The organism is Serratia sp. LACPHL-BACT-2024-00286 (genome assembly GCF_043109535.1).
Classification (GTDB): Bacteria; Pseudomonadota; Gammaproteobacteria; order Enterobacterales; family Enterobacteriaceae; genus Serratia; species Serratia sarumanii.
Window position 1 is genome coordinate 1 of the sequence record NZ_JBICNA010000002.1, and the last position, 16,227, is coordinate 16,227.

Annotated in this window: 13 protein-coding genes; 4 read left to right on the plus strand and 9 right to left on the minus strand. The window is 61.6% G+C overall.

Annotated elements, in window-relative coordinates; translation table 11 throughout:
* The first annotated feature begins 101 nt into the window (after nt 1–101).
* Complete coding sequence (gene ybiO / locus ACF8MC_RS06485) at nt 102–2,321, plus strand: mechanosensitive channel protein (RefSeq protein WP_164104723.1); 2,220 nt, start codon at nt 102–104, stop codon at nt 2,319–2,321.
* Between the two features lie 2 nt (nt 2,322–2,323).
* Here ybiO and ACF8MC_RS06490 read toward each other — a convergent pair whose 3' ends face one another.
* The 6 genes from ACF8MC_RS06490 to rlmF all read right to left on the minus strand — a co-directional run bounded on the left by ACF8MC_RS06490 (nt 2,324) and on the right by rlmF (nt 10,510).
* Entirely contained in the window at nt 2,324–3,334 is a 1,011-nt protein-coding gene (locus tag ACF8MC_RS06490) for a S9 family peptidase (protein ID WP_164104722.1), read from the minus strand.
* Complete coding sequence (locus ACF8MC_RS06495) at nt 3,322–3,960, minus strand: GNAT family N-acetyltransferase (RefSeq protein ID WP_164104721.1); 639 nt, start codon at nt 3,958–3,960, stop codon at nt 3,322–3,324. The genes ACF8MC_RS06490 and ACF8MC_RS06495 overlap by 13 nt, the downstream gene beginning before the upstream one ends.
* Nucleotides 3,961–3,971: 11 nt before the next feature.
* A complete protein-coding gene (locus ACF8MC_RS06500; RefSeq protein ID WP_060443418.1) occupies nt 3,972–4,541 on the minus strand; it encodes a TetR/AcrR family transcriptional regulator in 570 nt (189 codons plus the stop codon).
* 178 nt (nt 4,542–4,719) lie between these two features.
* On the minus strand, nt 4,720–6,024 hold the full coding sequence (locus ACF8MC_RS06505; protein ID WP_060443419.1) for a PAS domain-containing methyl-accepting chemotaxis protein: 1,305 nt from the start codon (nt 6,022–6,024) through the stop codon (nt 4,720–4,722).
* 308 nt (nt 6,025–6,332) lie between these two features.
* Nucleotides 6,333–9,335 (minus strand): DUF4214 domain-containing protein, encoded by a 3,003-nt coding sequence (locus tag ACF8MC_RS06510; RefSeq protein ID WP_164104720.1) that lies wholly within the window; start codon nt 9,333–9,335, stop codon nt 6,333–6,335.
* A 209-nt stretch (nt 9,336–9,544) separates the two neighbouring features.
* A complete protein-coding gene (rlmF, locus tag ACF8MC_RS06515; RefSeq protein WP_204350876.1) occupies nt 9,545–10,510 on the minus strand; it encodes a 23S rRNA (adenine(1618)-N(6))-methyltransferase RlmF in 966 nt (321 codons plus the stop codon).
* 118 nt (nt 10,511–10,628) lie between these two features.
* Between rlmF and ACF8MC_RS06520 the strand changes: the two genes are divergently transcribed.
* The 3 genes from ACF8MC_RS06520 to ACF8MC_RS06530 all read left to right on the plus strand — a co-directional run bounded on the left by ACF8MC_RS06520 (nt 10,629) and on the right by ACF8MC_RS06530 (nt 12,597).
* Complete coding sequence (locus tag ACF8MC_RS06520; protein ID WP_033637655.1) at nt 10,629–11,258, plus strand: flavin reductase family protein; 630 nt, start codon at nt 10,629–10,631, stop codon at nt 11,256–11,258.
* 168 nt (nt 11,259–11,426) lie between these two features.
* The gene (locus ACF8MC_RS06525) at nt 11,427–11,687 is read left to right on the plus strand and encodes a YdgH/BhsA/McbA-like domain containing protein (protein ID WP_015377148.1); all 261 of its coding nucleotides are present in this window, start codon (nt 11,427–11,429) and stop codon (nt 11,685–11,687) included.
* A gap of 274 nt (nt 11,688–11,961) precedes the next feature.
* Nucleotides 11,962–12,597 (plus strand): carbonic anhydrase, encoded by a 636-nt coding sequence (locus ACF8MC_RS06530; RefSeq protein ID WP_164104719.1) that lies wholly within the window; start codon nt 11,962–11,964, stop codon nt 12,595–12,597.
* A gap of 66 nt (nt 12,598–12,663) precedes the next feature.
* On the opposite strand, the gene ACF8MC_RS06535 is transcribed toward ACF8MC_RS06530, so the two are convergent.
* From ACF8MC_RS06535 to ACF8MC_RS06545, 3 genes are read right to left on the minus strand one after another with little or no spacing between them, the layout of a single operon-like run.
* The gene (locus tag ACF8MC_RS06535; RefSeq protein WP_164104718.1) at nt 12,664–14,520 is read right to left on the minus strand and encodes a M3 family metallopeptidase; all 1,857 of its coding nucleotides are present in this window, start codon (nt 14,518–14,520) and stop codon (nt 12,664–12,666) included.
* A 46-nt stretch (nt 14,521–14,566) separates the two neighbouring features.
* Nucleotides 14,567–15,526 (minus strand): DNA-binding protein YbiB, encoded by a 960-nt coding sequence (ybiB, locus tag ACF8MC_RS06540; RefSeq protein ID WP_164104717.1) that lies wholly within the window; start codon nt 15,524–15,526, stop codon nt 14,567–14,569.
* A 38-nt stretch (nt 15,527–15,564) separates the two neighbouring features.
* Nucleotides 15,565–16,194 (minus strand): FMN-binding negative transcriptional regulator, encoded by a 630-nt coding sequence (locus ACF8MC_RS06545; protein WP_164104716.1) that lies wholly within the window; start codon nt 16,192–16,194, stop codon nt 15,565–15,567.
* Nucleotides 16,195–16,227 lie beyond the last annotated feature (33 nt).

A 16,227-nucleotide genomic window follows, 5' to 3' on the forward strand; every position in this document is an offset into this window, starting at 1 on the left:
GCTCTCCCACGCCACATCGCGCCACCTTTCCTACTATATTCATTGTTTTTCATCGTATTGCTCTGACATCCGCCGATCACAGAACGCCAAAGAGAGGAACAATGCCGCCAAACGCAGACTCCCGACGAGGTTCTCATCTGCGAGAACACCTGCTTTTCCTGCTGCTGTTGCTGACCCTGAACGTCTTCGCGCCACCGGCGCTGGCGCAAAACGCGCCGCCCGCGCCCGCCGACAAGAGCGAGCAGCAGAAGGCCGCCTACGCCGCGCTGGCCGATCTGCTGCAAGACGACAAAGCGCGCGCGGCACTCATCAACCACCTGAAACAGGCCGCCGGCGACGCCCCCGCCGCCGCCCCAACAACGCCGGAGGAATCAACGCCGGCCACGCTGAGCGACAGCCTGAACTCGCTGGCGCAGGAAGGCATCGGCACCTTTAACCAGAAGCTAGGCGCACTGCAAAAACTGATCGACTCCGGCCCGAAGCGCGTTTTCAATCCCGCCGGCTTTTTCCGCGCGCTGGGTTACTTTCTGCTGACGGTGGCGGTCACCTTTGCGCTGTTCCACCTGATCCGGCGGCTGATCGCGCCGCTGTACAAACGCATGGGCAGCTGGGGGCACAACGCGCGGCTACAGCGCGGCCCGTGGTATAAGCGCCCCGCCGCCATTCTCGGCGCTTTCGCCGTCGATCTGCTGGTGCTGCTGCTGGCGCTGGCGGCGGGCAACCTGTTCGCCCGCCACGTCCACGCCGACAGCGCCACCGTTCTGCGGCTGCAGACCCTGTTTCTCAGCGCCTTCGCGGTGATTGAGTTTTTCAAAGCGGTGCTGCGGCTGATTTTCGCCCCCAACTTCGACTACCTGCGCCCCTTCCCCTTCAGCGACCAGAGCGCGCGCTACTGGAACACGCGCCTCGCCTGGCTCAGCGGCCTGATCGGCTACGGCCTGATGGTGGTGGTGCCGGTGGTGGCGGTGCAGATCAGCTACCCGGCCGCCGCCGCCGTCAATCTGGTGGTGATGCTGGCGCTGACGCTGTACGCCATCTGGCTGATCCTGCACAACCGCAAGCCGATACAGCAGCAGATCAACCTGCTGGCCGAACGGTCGATGGCGTTTTTCAGCGCGATCCTGCGCGGCCTGGGGCATATCTGGCATCTGCTGGCGATCGCCTATTTTCTGGTGTTGTTCGTGCTGTCCCAGTTCGACATCGGCAACAGCCTGCGCTTTATGATGAGCGCCACGGTGAAAAGCCTGCTGGTGGTCGGCGTCGGCGCTCTGCTGTCCGGCATGCTGACCCGCTGGATTTTCCGCCGCATTTCGCTGCCGACCGACGTTAATCTGCGCTATCCGATGCTCGAGCGGCGCATCAACTCCTACATCCCCAACGGGCTGAAGATACTGCGGGTGATGGTGGTGCTGGCAGTGACGCTGTTCCTGCTCGATGCCTGGCACCTGATCAACCTGTACCAGTGGGCGGGCAGCGAAAATGGCCAGCGAACGCTCGGCGGGCTGGTGCATATCCTGCTGATCCTGCTGATCGCCGTCTTCAGCTGGACGCTGATGGCCAGCATCATCGAGCACCGCCTGGCGCTGGAACTGAGCAACGGCGTGCGGCCGAGCGCGCGCGAACGCACGCTGCTGACGCTGTTTCGCAACGTGCTGGCCATCGTTATCAGCACCATTACCGTGATGATCGTGCTGTCGCAGGTGGGGCTGAACATCGCGCCGCTGCTGGCGGGCGCCGGCGCGCTGGGGCTGGCCATCAGCTTCGGCGCCCAGACGCTGGTGAAAGACGTGATCACCGGCGTGTTCATCCAGTTCGAAAACGGCATGAACACCGGCGAATATGTCACCGTCAGCGACATCACCGGCACCGTGGAGCGCATGACCATCCGCTCGATCGGCCTGCGCGACGACTACGGCGTCTACCACATCGTGCCGTACTCCTCGATCACCACGCTGGCCAACTATGCGCGTGAATTCGGAGTGTATCGCGCCAACTACACCGTCAGCCGCGACGAGGACATCGATCGGGTCAATGAGGTGCTGCATCAGGCCGTCGCGGCGCTGAAACAGGATGAACAGGTGAAGCATTTCCTGATTGGCGAGCCGGTCTTCAACGGCGTGGTGGCGCTGGGCGACCGCTCGTTCACCACCCGCGTAACGGTGCGCACGCAGGCGCTGAAACAATGGGTGGTGCAATACGCCCTCGATCGGCTGGTGAAAATCCATTTCGATCGGGCCGGCATCGGCATGCCGCAGCAGGCGATGCAGATCTCCCGCGCGCCGCAGCCGCACGAAGAACAGGCGCCGCCCGCGGCGATCTGAGGTTAGCGCCCGCGCCCGCAGGGCTGAGCGGCCAGGAAGGCCGCCACGTCCTGTCGGTAGGCATCATATTGCACCGAGCGCGGGGCAAACAGGCCCACCACATTGATCAGCCACGGATGGCGCGCGAACAGCGGTTTGATCATCACGTGGTCGGCTTCGTCGATGCGCGTCACCGTCAACAGCGAGGCCGGGATCGTTTGCCGATAAACGCGCTCGGTTTCGTCCGCGTCCACGTTGACGTCGCGCCCACCCAGTATCAGGTGTACCGGCGTGTTGAAATTTCGTAATCCCGCCGTCGCGTCGCTGGCCATGTTGGCGCGGATAAAGCGCCAGCGGTCGGCGCTCAATGCGGCGGCGGCGCCAGACTCGCGGCGGTACTGCGTGTAGCCGTCCGGTTGTTCGAGCAGCGTCTGAATGTGGCGCCAATGCGCCTCGCGCGCCTGGATCAGCGCTTCATCATCCCCTGCCGCCGCCATCGCCGCCCGGGTGTTATAACGCCCTTGCCGCAGCCAGTTGATCGCCGGCGCCAGCGCCAGCGTGAAGGCGATGTCGGGGCGCAAACGCGCCACCTCCGGCATCACCCACCCAGCCTGGCTGGTGCCCCATAGCCCCACGCAGCGCGCATCGAAGCGCCCGTCCCGCCGGACCCAGTCGATGATATCGGCGGTTTCCCGCGCGCGATCCGCCATGGTCTGATGCAGCCAGTTGCCGCCCGAACCGCCAACGCCCGGCTTATCGAAGGATAAAACCGCGTAGCCCTGCTTCGCCATCGCCTCCCAAATGCCGTAATAGCCTTCGTCGCGGCTGGCGTTGGCCGGTCCATCGCCGTGCACGAACACCACGACGCCGGGCTTGACCGGCGCATGCTGCGGCAACACCAGCGTGCCTGTCAGCCGGTTGCCGCCGGCGGTCACCGTGACCGGTTCAGTGACGAAGCGAAAGTCGTTGACGAAAATGACCCACCCGAGCGCCAGCAGGAACAGCACCACGCTACACAGTCCTATTTTGCGCACGTCGCCTCCCCGCAGCCTCTCTCCATCAACACCCAGTCGGCCTGACCGAACAGCCATCCTAACGAAGCGTAATGCTCTTCTCGCCGCACCTGAAAACCGCAGCGTCGATACAGGCGCAGCGCATCCACGTTGCGCCGGCTGACGTGCAGGCTCAGGCGCCGGCCCGCGACTTGCCCGGCAGCGTAGTCGTTCATCCACTGCAGCAGCCGCTTGCCTACTCCTTTGCCGCGCTGATTCTCGGCCACCGCCAGGTAAGAGAGATACAGTTCATCGGCCGCCGGGGTGTGCCGCAACACCGCCATTTGCAGATACATGCGCCAAACGTTCAGCCAACCATAGCGGCGGCACAGCCGCCAAATCGGCAAGGCATGCGGACGCCGCCCGGCGTTGTTCTCGCCAGCGGCCGCATTGAGGGCAAAGGCCGCCACCACCTGTTCATCCTGTTTCACCACGAAGCTGCGCTCCCGACTGCCGCCTTGCTTCCAACTCCACAGCCGATAGAACAGACGCCGCTGAAGGCGGGGGCTCAGACGGCGCGCGCGCTGGAACTTGTCGCAGAACGCGGCGTAGATCAGCGCCGCCGTTTGCAGGCGGTCAGCATCGCGGTACGGCTCAATGTGCAGCATATCCACCTCGACTAGGGATGCCGGTAAAGCAGCTGTTCCAACAGCCGCACCGGCGTGAACTCCTCCGGCGCAGACGACGCAAAGATCGCCTGCCGCCAGGCCTGACTTTCGATCACGTCCAGCACCAGCTGTGCGAGCGGTAACGGCGCTATCGCCGGTGCAATCTCACCGGTTTGCTGAGCCTCGGCGATAACCGTCGCCAGCGCCTCAATCAGCTGCCGCTGGTTGGCGCCGAACGGCTCGGCCAACGCCGGGTTGCGCGCCACCTCCGCCACGATCTCCGCCGACAGCTGCACATTGGCCGGCTCGGCGACAAAAGCGTGATAGGCGGTGAAAAAGGCCGACAGCGCCTGCTTCGGCCGCTTTCTGTCGGCCCGCAATCCGGCGGCAAACTCGGTGAATACGCCGTTTTCCAGCAGCGCAATCTCGCCGATCAACGCCTCCTTGCCGGTAAAGTGGTTATAGAGGTTGCCGACGCTGACGCCCGCCATCTGCGCGATATCCCGCATGCTGGTCTGGTGAAATCCCTTATGGGTAAAGCTGTGCAGCGCGGCCTCGACAATCTTTTCTCGGTTTCCCATCGGCAACTCCCGAAACGGTGAAGGGGGCGCCTGGCGCCATCGCATAGATATGAACGAACGTTCGTTCATATTTAAGGATAGCATAGGCCGGTAAAATTGAACCGCGGCTCAACGGCGTGTGAATCGGCGGGAAGATAAAAACGCCGCCCCCGTTTTCGGCGGGCGGCGTGATGAAAACTCAGTGCAGCGCGTCGCCCTGCTTCACCGACGTAAACGCCTGCATCAGCTTCACGACGTCGTGCATGCCGATGTTGACCTGGTTGATCACTTCACCGGCGTCATGGGTCAGCGCCACGCCGCCGCCGGCCTGCTCTACGCAGGTTGCCATGCCGGCAATCGCCGCCGCCACGCCTTGCTGGATGGACTTGGTCATGCGTTCGATCTCGGTCGCCGCCTTGCGCGACTGTTCCGCCAGCGTGCGCACTTCGTTGGCCACCACGGCAAAACCGCGCCCGTGCTCACCGGCGTGGGCGGCTTCGATCGAGGCGTTAATCGCCAGCAGGTTGGTTTGGGAGGCGATTTTACGAATGGCTTCGACGATGGTGCCGATCTGCTGAGAACACTTGCCCAGCTCGGTGACCACGTCCGAGGTTTCGCGCGCCGCCGCTTCGACCTGCTGCATGCCTTTCACCGCCTGCTGCACGATGATCGCGCCCTGCGCCGCCTGCCGATCGGTATCGAGCGACAGATGATGCGCGTTGCGCACCATCTCTTCTTCATGCTGCTGCTGTTGCATCAGCCGGGTGATGTCCTGGGCAATCTTCACCACCTTCACCACCTGGCCTTCGTTGTCGAGGATCGGGTTGTAACTGGCCTCCAGCCATACCCGTTCGCCGCGCCGGTTGAGGCGCTCAAAACGCCCGGTGATGAACTCGCCGCGCGCCAGGCGCTGCCAATGCCGCCGATAATCGTCGGAATTGGCGAACTCCGGCGGGCACAGCACCGCATGCGACTGCCCGCACGCCTCTTCCAGCCGATAGCCCATCAGCGCCAGCATATTGTCGTTGGCGCTGACGATGGTGCCCTGCGGCGTGAAAGCGATCATCGCCATCGATCGATTCAGCGCCGCCAGCAGGCTGCGATGCTCCTGCGCCTGGGTCACTCGCTCGGTCACTTCGCTGGCGATCTTGACGATCTCCACCACCTTACCCTGTTTATTCAGCACCGGCGCATAGGTGCCCTGCAGCCAAACTGCCTCGCCGTTTTTCGCGATGCGCTTTATGGTGTCCGTAATGGGTTGGCCCTTATTCAGCGTCTCCCAATGTTTGCGGTATAGCGGGCTGGCGACATAGTTCGGATCGCAGAAAATACGGTGATGCTGGCCTATCACGTCATCGCGTTGAAATCCCAGCGTGTTGAGGAAAAGATCGTTGGCGCGCAATACCGTGCCTTCGGGCGAGAATACGATCATCGGAACGGCGTGTTCTATCGCGCTCAGTTCGGCGCCTTTGTGGGTAGTTAACTGACTGAATCGTAACAGCATAAGGTGTAGTCCTTGTGGCAGATGATGGCGCTTTTCTTATTTTTGCCTGGCCACGTGCCGCGCCCACACGCAGACGTGCCATCGCGGAAGGAACGGGCAGCGCCGTTCCTTCTGGTTATTGCTATTAACCGGATTGAATTTATTTATTCAGTAAAGTAATTATTCGAATTTAAATAAACCAACAACCTAAGATTTTTATTATTAATTCCGTATTGAGAATAACGTAAGTGATGAAAATTGAAAGGTAAAATGCGGATTTTTGTCGGCGCCGGCAGGATAACCGGCGCCGTTGAGCTAAAACATTGCCCTTACGCGACCAGAGGCTCCAACTCAACCACCGTGCCGTTGAGCATGATTTCCGGAACATAGCGCAGTTCGTTGAGCAAACTTTGATGATCCTGCCCCAAGAGCAGGATGACGCTGTCCGCTTCATCCAGACGGTGGTCATCATTGTTATCGACAATGAGATAGCTGCTGTTTTGCCCGCCGAGAACGCTACTGACCCCGACCTTGGCGCTCAACGCGCCGGGCTGGCCGAGATCGAGCAACGCGGCCAACAGCTGGCTGGCACTGCTTACTTGTTCGGCCGTCAGGGCGCCGATTCTCGTCTCCACGCCTTGCGCATCGCTGACGCCATAATCTGCCAGCGCGCCGCCGCCGGTACCATGAACGATCCGCAGGCCTGAGAGCACATCGTCGATGCTGCCCTGCGTCAGCGAAAAGTCTTTTAACGTCACGCCTGACGCCGCCGTGCTGCTGTGCAGCGTCACGTGGCTTTTCCCTGCGCCGGCCACGATCGTCGTGTCTCCCAGCACGTTAAATTGATCGCTGCCTCCCCCGCCTTTGACCAGCAGCTGTTCACCCTGTAGCCCAAGATCTTCCAGCAGCGGCGCCAATTTGGCCTGCGCGTCACCACTTAACGGCAGCGAATCCAACATTTGAATGATCGTGCCGTCACCGCTGCCGCCATGAGAGGACGTCAGGGTAAACCCATTACCGGCGAAGGCCGAAGCGTCAACCAGGCGGACCTGAGTATACCCCTCGGTCAGCGTCAGGTTGAAATTCGCGCCGCCGGACAACGTAATGTCTTGCACCTGATCATTTTGCCCCGTCAGCGTCAGCGCGCCATTTCCCCAGGCGCCGGTGGTGATGGCGATCAGCGTCAATGGGTTTTCATCGCCATACGAGTCAAGCGCCAATGAGCCGGCGTTACCGCGCCCGGAGAACAACAGGTCGAAACGATCGGTGGCATTCTCAAGGAAGGCTATCTCCAGCCGGCTGTCCGCATGATCACCGATGCCGCTGATTTCAAGGCGTGCCGCATCGGCATTGGCGTTGATCACCTTGACGTTATCCGCCCGGCCGGACAACAGTAATCCCTCACGGCCAAGCGCCTGCGCCGCCCAGCTCTGTACGATCGTCCCGCCGTCCGTTCCCTCTACGGTGGCGTTGCCACTCAATACCCCGTAGTCAAACACATGAGCACTCGTCGCCAGCGCTTTCGTGCTGTAACCGTTCCAACCGATTTGCGTCAACGTGGCTTCCGCCTGGCCGATATAACCCGCCATATCTATCTGTTCGAAATGACTGAAATTGGCGGCGTTGCTGCTCACCGTACTGATGCGCGCGCCAAAAAGATCGAGCGTCGAGGTCATTTTGACGATCAGGTTGGCGGACAAAATATCGTGCCCGTCACCGCCATCGGCGCTGAACACCCACCCCACATGATTGGCGCCGCCATTGGCATTGCCTCCCCACAGCAGACTGTCATTACCGTTGTTCAGATAAAAGTGCCCTTGGGCGGCGGCGAGGTCGGCCTGCGAGGTGAGCTGCACCCGATCGTCGCCATAGGTGCCATGCATTATCACATTGGCATTGTTTACCGTCATGTCCACCCCATACCGAGCGGCAGGGTTATTATGCAGCCAGATATCCGCCGCAGCGTCGCCATTGACGATCAGATAAGAAAGCTGCGAGGCATAGCTCAGGTCAACCATGACGTCCGCGTCAGCATGCAGGAATACCCTGAACAGCACGGCGGTTTCCGCATTGCTCAGCGTATGGTGAGCATGCGTATTCACCGTACCCGACGCGTTGCCGCCGCCCTCGCTGGTGGCGAGAGAAGCGGTCGTTTTATACGCCAGGCTGGCGCCGACATCGCGCGCGAACATCCACTGTTCATACTGAACGTCACCTGCCGGCGGCGCATTGATCAGATCGGCAATCACCGCCTGCGTGACCAGTGCCTTGTCGCCGCCCAATGCCCGATAGTGTTCCAGCTGCTGTTCATCCGCCGCCCGGCCATGCACCGCCTGATAGACGTGCTGAATAAAGTCGTCGCCCTGCAAACCACCGACCTGCGCCTGAAATTCCGGCGTCGCCAGAAGGGCCGTGACCAATTCGGTATAGCTCAACGTGCCGGAGGCCAGCGTCTTGCTCCAATTGTCCAGCGAAGCGCTGTCCACCGCCCGCTCGGGCAATGCACGGAACAGCGCCGCTATCTGCTCCAGATACTCGGTCGCCGGCAGTTCGCCCGGCGAATATTCCTGGCCCGCCGCATTGAAATGCTGTTGAGCCGCAGCATCTTCCGGCGCCACCACCCCGCGCAACTGCGCGATCACATCCACCAGCAGATCGCCACGCGTCGCGCCCTCCGCCAGTCGTTGCTGGTAAGTGGCAAGTTCAGGAGCCGTCGGTGGCCGTTCAAATCCCTGAGCGAACAGATGCAAAATGAAGTCATGATCGGAAAGATCGTTGATTGGCAGGGTGGCAATCTTGCTCTGCGCCAACGCCGCCAGATTGCCCCCCTGATTGAGCAGCTTGCCGTCATGGGCAATTTCATCGGTCTGCCAGGGCGCTCGCAGCAGATAAAACATCGCCTGCGCGTCGCCGCTTCCGCCGGCGGCATCGGCTGCAGTGCCGGGATACAAACCTTCTGCAATGCGCTGATCGAGCGCATCACGCTGCGCCAGCATTACCGGATCGTCCCCCGGATAGTTGAAGAGTTCGATGACAACGCGGGCGACAGCGCTGTTGAAATGCCCCTGCTGCAGCAAGGCATTGATGTAATCCGGATCGGGAGCGGTATTGTAAACGGAGAAATAAACCTGGCTGAGAATGTCGTATTCGCTTTGGCCGTTCATCCAAGCGGCATCGGGTTGGCTCATTAAAATACTGGCCATATAGGCGGGCGGCTGGCTGCCGATATCAAATGCGCTGTCGTAGTAATCGATTTCCGCCGCCGTCGGCAAACGCCCGAAAATGCCGATAATTAAGGCGCCGACCTCTTGTTGCGTAGCTAAAGGAATCATAATAAATCCCGTCAGTGTGATGGATTACGTTCGCGGCATGGCTGCACCGCGGCCTGTCTCCTGCATCGTGAAAAGAGACATTGCACACTGCCTGAATGGGTTTTATTGGTATTTCTACAGTTAAGAAATGCTGATGCGATAAGTCAATAAAACGGGGAAAACCGGCCCTCGGTATGGGACTTTGCTCCCATACCGAGGCACCGGAAGGATTAGCGCCAGCGTTCGGCTGCCCAGGCGGCCTGTTGCTCGGCGTCGTGGAAGGTCCAGGCGACAAAGCGGCTGATCTTCTGCCCTTGCGCCATCTCGATGGTGCGCACCTCGGCCGCGCCCGCCACCTTCAACGCATGGTAGATGGCCGGCAGCGTGGTGTTTTTCGAGATGAGCGAAGTGAACCACAGGCAGTTGTTGGCCTTGCCGACGCTCTCTTCCACCATCTTGCTCACGAAGGCTTCTTCGCCGCCTTCACACCACAGTTCGTTGTTCTTGCCGCCGAAGTTTTGCACCGGCTTGTCGGCCACTTCCCCTTTGCCCAATTTATGCAGCTTGCGGCGGGTGCTGGCGCGCGCTTCCTGCTCGGACGCGTGGAACGGCGGGTTGCACAGGGTGGCGTCAAATTTCTCGGCCGCGCCGATGATGCCGCTAAAAATCAGCTCAGGCTGTTTTTGCAACCGCAGACGCACGCTGTTGCGCAGCGTCGGGTTCATCTCGACGATCATCTTGGCCGAGTTGAGCGACACCGGATCGATTTCAGACCCGGTGAAACGCCAGCCGTATTCGCGCAGGCCGACGATTGGGTAGATGCAGTTGGCGCCGACGCCGACGTCGAGGATCGCCACGCCCTTGCCGCGCGGGATCTCGCCGCCGTTGCTGGTCGCCAGCAGATCCGCCAGGTGGTGCAGATAATCGGCGCGGCCGGGGATCGGCGGGCACAGGTAGTCCGCCGGAATATCCCAGTGTTCGATGCCGTAAAAGTGCTGCAGCAACGCACGGTTGAGCATTTTCACCGCCGCCGGATCGGCGAAGTCCACCGAGACATCGCCCCAGGCGTTCGGTTTTACGAACGGCGCCAACGCCGGACAGCTGGCGATCAGCGCCGGGAAGTCATAGCGTGAACGATGACGGTTGCGCGGATGCAGGCCGCTTTTCTGCTGCGGGAAGGTTTTCTTTTTTTCCACCGTGACGGGCTCTCTTGAAGGTATTTCCGGCGCGTAAGATAACACATCCCGCCCGCAATGGCGCAGCGGCGGGAAACCCGGCACAATGAAAGCCTCATCGATTGCCACAGGATCCCCCATGAGCCGTGAATCTCGTTATTATTATGAACCCGCCGCCGGCCACGGGCTGCCGCACGATCCGCTGAACGCCATCGTCGGCCCGCGCCCCATCGGCTGGATCTCTTCCCGCAGCGCCGCCGGCTTGCGCAATCTGGCGCCCTACAGCTTTTTCAACTGCTTCAACTATCGCCCGCCGATCGTCGGTTTCGCCAGCACCGGCTGGAAAGACAGCGTGGCGAATATCGTGGAAACCGGCGAATTCGTCTGGAACCTGGCGACGCGCCCGCTGGCGGAAGCGATGAACAACAGTTCCATCAACCTGCCGCGCGGCGAGGATGAATTCGCCTTCGCCGGCGTCACGCCGCTGCCCGGGCGCCGGGTCAAAGCCGAGCGCGTGGCCGAAAGCCCGGTGAACTTCGAATGCCGGCTGACCCAGTGCATTCAGCTGCAAACCGCCGCCGGTGAACAGGTGGAAACCTGGCTGGTATTGGGCGAAGTGGTGGCGGTACACCTCGATCCGGCGCTGCTGGATGAACACGGCGTCTACCAGACCGCCGCTGCCGAACCTATTCTGCGCGCCGGCGGCCCGACCGCCTACTATGGCATTTCCGAACAGCACCGTTTCGATTTGGCGCGCCCGACGCGCTGATCGTCTCCCCCGTTTAGGCAGAAGATAAACGGGGGAGATTAATAATCAAAAAATCTGAATAAAACCATCAACACTCTCCGATTTCATCCCGCCTGTCACTGCGCAATAATCTTCCCATCGAAAGGCAAACCCCTTTCTCGCTAATTCACTTTGACAGGAATGACGAACATGAAAACCATCAAAACTTTTGCTGCCGCTATCGCCCTGGCCACCGTTTCTTTCACCACTTTCGCCGCTGAACACGTCAGCGCCCAGGATGCCGCCCAATTCGAAAAAGCCGGCGTGATCGTCGCCAGCGGCGCAACCGACCTGAGCAGCCTGAAGTCGCAGCTGGCCGCCAAAGCCGATGCCGCAGGCGCCAAGGCCTTCACCATCACTTCCACCAGCGGTAACAACCTGATGCACGCCACCGCGGTTATCTACAAATAATCACCGCCCCAGACGCCAAAAGCCCGCCGGCTATCACCCCGGCGGGCTTTTTTTATCTTCGCGTGCGTCAGCGCTGCATGGGCACGACAGCCAGTTTTTTGCCGCCCGCTTTATCAGCACCCCACGCGTAAACGAACCGAAAATTCTGTCGCCAACAGGCAGAAACCCTGTATTCAATGGGGTTTGCACACACATTTTTTTACCTGCCCATTGCTGGACTAACGGGAGAGGATGATTATCATGTTACGCAGACTACAGATGCAGAGAGCGTTGTATGCAACATATCATTGAAGGTTTCCTCAGTTTCCAGAAAGAGATTTTCCCGCAGCGTAAGGAACTCTTTCGCAGCCTGGCCTCCAGCCAAAATCCCAAAGCGCTGTTTATCTCCTGTTCTGACAGCCGCCTGGTGCCCGAGCTGGTGACGCAGCAAGAGCCTGGGCAACTGTTCGTTATTCGCAACGCCGGTAACATCGTCCCTTCCTTTGGCCCGGAGCCGGGTGGGGTTTCTGCGACGATCGAATACGCGGTAGTGGCGCTGGGCGTCACTGAAATCGTGATTTGTGGCCACTCGAACTGTGGCGCCATGAAGGCTATCGCGTCCTGTCAGTGCCTCGACCCTATGCCTGCGGTAGCCCACTGGCTGCACTACGCGGATGCGGCCAAAGCGGTGGTCGAGAAGAAAACCTGGAATAGCGAAACAGACAAAGTTAACGCTATGGTGGAAGAGAACGTTATCGCCCAGCTAAATAATATCAAAACCCACCCTTCCGTTGCGGTGGGTCTGCGCAACAGCGGGCTGCGCCTGCACGGCTGGGTGTACGACATCGAAAGCGGGGAGATTCGTACGCTGGATAGAAACACCAAGAGCTTCGTGTCCCTGGCCGATAATCCCGACGTCTATTTCGAATAAAATAACGCCCGGTTTTTATCATTAAATAAAATCCACGCGGCCGCGTGGATTTTTTGATTGTCAGCCTTAAACCAAACGCGCTTCTATCGCCGCGGCGAAATCGCGGCACATCCGTTCGTCACCGCCGGCGTTGTCCGCCAATACCGTCTCGCCGTCTACCACCCGAATATGCGCCTGCAAATCGAAATCCGCCGGCGGCTGCGGGCGCGTGGCGGCGGCGGCCATCGTCTGCTGCGCCTCGCGCCACGCCTGCGCCACCGTCTGGTTACAGGCCTGCGCCAGAGAGTCCGGGTTGAACCCTTCGCCGGTCAGGCTGCGCAGCGTGTCGTCATGGCTGACGCTGTTGCCCGGCAACCAGTAGTGTTGCGCCAGATCCGGGCCGATGGCCGGGTTGTCCGTCAGGTAACCGTCGCGCTGCAGGAAGAACTGGCGGGTTTGTTCCACCGCCATCATCGCCAGCAGATAACCCTGATAAGAGCAGGCGGACTCCAGCGACAGCAGGTGCGGGATCGCCAGCGTCGGGCGCGGGCTGCCGCTGATGCCGAGGATCTTCTGCTCGACCTCGCGCGCCAGCGCGGTGATGGCTTCCGGCGTGCGCTGCTCGTCATCCCACTGATACAGCGCCCACTCGAAGTACGGTACCAGCAGGATATGGCGTTCGTTGAACGCGCGCATCGGCTGGCGCGCCGCGATACCGGCTTCGATCAGCGCATCGGGCACCGCTTCGCCGGCGGCGTTTTTCGCATAGCGTTTCAGCCAGTCGGCGTCGTCCAGCAGGCTGTCGCAGAACATCGACTGGGTTTCGGCATAGGCCATTGAGGTCGGCGGGAACTCCTGCGAGAAGCACGGCGCATTCTGGCGAATGTTGGCGAAATGCGCCGCGTGGCCGCCCTCGTGGAACAGGGTGTTGAGCCCGTAAGCGCCGCTGCCTACCTGCCCCGGCTGCGCCAGGCTGGTGAAGTTGATGCGCGCCGGCACCCATTCCCCCTGGCGCACAAACGGCGGTACCGGGCCGTGCATAAAGCCGTTCTCATACTTGCCTTTGCGCACCAGCAGATCGAGGTTCATCTCGGCGCCGCCAAAGCCGATGTGCAGGCGTTTGAAGCTGTCGACCCAGCGTTCCAGCGAACGCGAAAACGGGAAGTAAGGATCCAGTTGGCGGGTGACGTCGCCGGCGCTGGCGAAGCGCACGTTCCACGGCTCCAGCGCCTGGCTGCCCTTGTCGGCCGCCAGCTGCTGCAGACTGCGCGCGTTGGCCTCGCGGGTTTCCCGCTCGAAGCGATCCAGAATGGCGAACAGCTGCTCCGGCGTCATGCGCTCGGTTTTGTTCACCTTGTAGTCGAAATAGTTGCGATAGCCCATCTGGCGCGCAAAGCGGTTGCGCAAGCCAATCAGCTCCGGCAGGCCGTTATGCAGCAGCCATTGCTCCAGATCGCGCAGCGCCTGCTGCGAGCTGCGGCGGTAGTCTTCGTTCGGGTTGGTCGCCTGGTTGGTCAACAGCTCGCCGAGCGAGGCCGCCACCCGCTGGCCCTCGGCGTTCAGGTGCGTCACCTGGTAGCCCTTGCGGCGCGCGTAGAGATCGGATTCGGCGTGGATGATCTGATCCAACAGCGCCTGCGCCTGCGGATCTTCAATGGCGTTACAGTCGAAGAAACGCAGCCAGCCTTGCAGGCCGTGGATCAGCGCATCGCGCTGCGCCTCCTGCGGCAGCGTTTCCAATCCGGCCAGCAGATTGCGGATCTCCGCCAGCCGGCGCGGTTCGGCGATAAAGCGCTTATAGGCGCTTTCCGCGGCGGAAAAGCGCGCCGACACCTCTTCACCGCCGGTGCCCATGTAGTTTTGCCAGAACAGCTCTTCTTTGGCGCGGTGTACGTCGAGGTAATCCTGGTTCAATTGATTGAAGTAATCGAGAGCCTGTTGCATAACCGTCCTTCTCAGCCGATGAGGAAATATCCCAGTATAGTCGCGCTCAGGCCTGACGCAGGCGCTGCAGCCCCTGTTCCAGCGTCTCGCTCTCGCCGGCGGCCACCAGGCAACAGGCGACCTGCCGCTGGATGGCCTGCGGGATCGCCACCTCGCCCGCCAGGCAGCGCTCGGTCCAGCGCGCGGTGGTTTCCGCGTCTTTCGCCGCCGGCAACGTCGGCGTTTCATCCTGCAAGGTGCGCTCCAGCAACACGCGCTGTTCGCCGCCGACGATATGGTGAATCTGCGGGCAGCGCAGCGGGTTGGCGTAGGCTTCGCCTTCGGTGCCGTGCATCAACAGCCCGCGGGCGCCGATCTGGCGGAAAAACGACGCCACCCGGCCGACATACTCCGGGTGTGAGACGCTGGCGAGGCGCAGCGCATCCCGTTCGCCGAACGGCGTCGCCAGCTTGGCCAGCGTATGGGCGCTGTTGCGCACCCCCATGCGCCAACGCAGCCCAAGCTGCCGCGCCAGCGGCGCCGACAGCGCGGAAACCGGCATGAACACTGCCTCGCCGTTATCGAGACGCTGCTGGGCGTGAACGGCCTGTTCCGACCACGGCAGCCCCAGGGCGCGGAAAATCTCGGCGCTGGTCACGCGGGTGCTGTCGTCCAGCACGCCGTGCACCACCACCGGCAGGCCCACTTTCGCGAGCAGCAGCGCCAGCAGCGGCGTCAGGTTGGCCTGCTTGCGCGCGCCGTTGTAGCTCGGCAGCACTACCGGCAGCGGCCTCCCCTGCGGCGCCTGCAGCGGCAACACCTGCTGCTGCATCGCCTGGTAGAAGCCCAGCATCTCCTCTTCGGCTTCGCCCTTGATGCGCAGCGCGATCAGAATGCCGCCCAGCTCCAGCTCGGGGACCTCCCCGGCCAGCATCGCCTGATACAGCTGAAATGCGGTCTGCCGGTCCAGGTCGCGCGCATGGTTTTTGCCGCGGCCTATTTCTTTGATAATTTTGGTGTAATCCATCCGAAGGTTCCCCTTGCTCACTCTTCGGTTAGCATACCCTATCCGCGCCGCCGCTCAACCTCCTCCGCCAGCCGCCGCTGCGTTTCATCGCCGTCGCGCAGCCCGGCGATCACCCCATCGGCATCGTCGGCGCTGCGGTTTTGGCTCATCTTCCATTTGCCTTCGCGCCGGGTGACGGCGATCTCGATACCGACGATGCCTTTAAGCTGCGCGGCGATGTAGTTGGCCGGCGCGTCGTCGAGCCGCCAGGGCGCCGGGCGCCCTCCTTCCTGCTGCGCGGTCAGATCGATCAGCTGGCGCCGCAGCCAGACCGGGTCGTCCGTCACCGTCGGCACGCCATACAGCTGCACCACGCTGTAATTCCAGGTCGGCACCACCTTGCCGGTCTGGCGCTTGCTCGGATACCAGCCGGGCGACACATAGCCCTCCAACCCCTGAAAAATCACCAGGCATTCCGCCGCGTGCTGCAGCCGCCGCCAGTGCTCGTTGGCGCGCGCCAGGTGCGCCCGCAGCCGGATCTGCCCCTGTTCGACATCGGCCAGAAACGGCAGCGGATCGGCCGTCAATCCCTGCTCGCCGTGGCTGACCAGCAGCCCCAACGGGTGGGCGCGCACCAGCGCCAGTTGGGCATCCAGATCGTCTTCGCGAAATGCGGCGGGTTGAAACATCAGTGTGGCTCCTTACGCTCTCTCATCATGACG